Genomic DNA, 2,738 nt, shown 5'->3' with positions numbered 1-2,738 from the left:
GCCGAGCTGCCGGACTACATGGTGCCGACGCACCTGCTGTTCCTCGAGCAATGGCCGCTGACCGCCAACGGCAAGCTCGATCGCAAGGCCTTGCCGGGCGCCGACGCCAGCCAGATCCAGCAGGCCTACGTGGCGCCGCGAAGTGAACGGGAGCAACAGATCGCAACGATCTGGCAAGACGTGCTCAAAGTCGAGCGGGTCGGCTTGAGCGATAACTTCTTCGAGCTGGGCGGCCATTCGCTGCTGGCGACACAGATGGTCTCGCGTATTCGCCAGGCGCTCGGCCTGAACCTGCAACTGCGCCAGTTGTTCGAGAACGCCAGCCTGGAGGCTTGTGTGGCTGCGCTGGTGCACAGCGACGTGGCACGGCCGGCGAGCATCCCGCGGCTTGCCCGGGACCAGGCGCCGCTGCCGCTGTCCTACGCTCAGCAACGCCAGTGGTTCCTCTGGCAGATGGAGCCGGACAGCGCGGCGTACCACATTCCGGCGGCGCTGCGGATTCAGGGCGACCTGGACCTGGAGGCCTTGCAACAGAGTTTCGCCGCCCTGGTGCAGCGTCACGAGAGCCTGCGCACCACCTTCGTCCAGGTCGATGAGCAAGCGTTCCAAGTCATTCACGAGCAGATGAACCCGGTGGTGATCCCGCAGATTCTCGACGGTGGTCACGAACAGATCCAGGCCTTCGTCCGCCAGCAGATCGCCGAGCCATTCGACCTGCAAAACGGCCCGTTGCTGCGGGTTGGTCTGTTGCGGGTGGCGGCCGACGAGCATGTGCTGGTGCTGACCCAGCACCACATTGTCTCCGATGGCTGGTCGATGCAATTGTTGGTGCAGGAACTGATACAAGGTTATGCCGCGTGCAGCCAGGGTGGGACCCTGGCATTGGCCGAGCTGCCGATCCAGTATGCCGATTACGCGGTGTGGCAACGTCAGTGGATGGACGCCGGCGAACGGGAACGGCAACTGGCGTACTGGACCGAGGTGCTGGGGGGCGAGCAGCCGTTGCTGGCGCTGCCCACCGACCGGCCGCGCCCGAACCGGCAGAGCTTTGCCGGCGCCCGCCTGGCCATCGACCTGCCGCCGGTCCTGGGCCAACAGTTGCGACAGCTGGCCCAGCGCGAAGGCAGCACGTTGTTCATGGTTTTGCTGGCGTCGTTCCAGGCCTTGCTGCATCGCTACAGCGGCCAGTCGGACATCCGTGTCGGCGTGCCCATCGCCAACCGCAACCGGGTGGAAACCGAAGGCCTGATCGGATTCTTCGTCAACACCCAGGTGCTCAAGGCCGAGGTCGATCCGCAGCAGCGTTTCAGCGCGTTGCTGGCCCAGGTCAAACAGGCGGCCATCGGCGCCGAGGCTCATCAGGACCTGCCGTTCGAACAACTGGTCGAGGCGCTGCGGCCTGAGCGCAACCTGAGCCACAGCCCGTTGTTCCAGGTGCTGTACAACCACCAGAGCGTCGCACGCCAGGCACTGCCGGCGCTGCCCGGGCTGGTGATCAAGGCCCAGGAATGGGAAAGCCAGACCGCCCAGTTCGACTTGACCCTTGACACCCTGGAAGCCGAGGGTGAACTCGGTGCGGCGCTGACCTATGCCACCGATTTGTTCGACGCCAGCACCGTGCAACGCATGGCCGAGCACTGGTTGAACCTGCTGCACGGCATCGTCGCCAATCCCCGGCAACGCATCGGTGAACTGCCGCTGCTGACGGCCGCCGAGCAACAGCAGCACATCGGCCAATGGAACCCGGCGCCGCGCAGCTTCCCGGGCGAGACCTGCCTGCATCAGCGCATCGCCGAACAGGCGCGTTTGCGTCCTGATGCCGTCGCTTTGCGTTTCAACGCCCAAACCCTGACCTACGGCGCCCTCAACGCCCAGGCCAACCGTCGCGCCCATCAGTTGATCGCCCACGGCGTTGGCCCGGATGTACTGGTGGGGCTGGCGGCCGAGCGTGGTTTCGACATGCTGGTGGGCCTGTTGGCAATCCTCAAGGCCGGCGGTGCCTACGTGCCGCTGGACCCGACGTATCCCCAGGATCGTCTGGCCTACATGATGCAGGACAGTGGCATCGGTTTGCTGCTGACCCAAGCGGCCCTGGTCGATCAGCTGCCAGTGCCGGACGGTGTGCAAACGCTGCTGCTGGACGCCGACGTCAGCGTATTCGCCGACAGCGATCCGCAGGTGGCGATGGACGCCGAAAACCTCGCTTATGTGATCTACACCTCCGGTTCCACCGGCAACCCGAAGGGCACCTTGCTGCCGCATCACAACGTGCTGCGCCTGTTCGAGGCCACCGAGCCGTGGTTCAACTTCGGTGCGGTGGATGTCTGGAGCCTGTTCCATTCCTACGCGTTCGATTTCTCGGTCTGGGAAATCTTCGGCGCACTGCTCCACGGTGGTGAGCTGTTGATCGTGCCGTACGACATCAGCCGTTCTCCGCAGCAGTTCCACGAGTTGCTGTGCGACGCCGGGGTGACGGTGCTCAACCAGACGCCATCGGCGTTCAAGCAATTGATGCACGAGGCTTGCGCCGACTCGCGAAGCAATGCCTTGCGCTACGTGGTGTTCGGCGGCGAGGCGCTGGACGTCAAGTCCTTGCGCCCGTGGTTCGAGCGTTTCGGCGATGCGGCACCGCAACTGATCAACATGTACGGCATCACCGAAACCACCGTGCACGTGACTTACCGTCCGCTGTCGATAGCGGATCTGGAACAGGACGCCAGCAGCCCCATCGGCGAGCC

The 2,738-nt window shown here is 64.6% G+C and carries 1 protein-coding gene; it reads left to right on the top strand.

The genetic code is table 11. The features are described from left to right. A partial coding sequence (locus DTP52_RS30970; RefSeq protein ID WP_146206895.1) for a condensation domain-containing protein occupies positions 1-2,738 on the top strand: 2,738 nt, incomplete at both ends.

The organism is Pseudomonas sp. 43mfcvi1.1, from assembly GCF_900115935.1.
GTDB lineage: Bacteria > Pseudomonadota > Gammaproteobacteria > Pseudomonadales > Pseudomonadaceae > Aquipseudomonas > Aquipseudomonas bijieensis.
The sequence above is the reverse complement of the archived record's forward strand: the minus strand, read 5'-3'. Positions and strand labels throughout refer to the sequence as shown.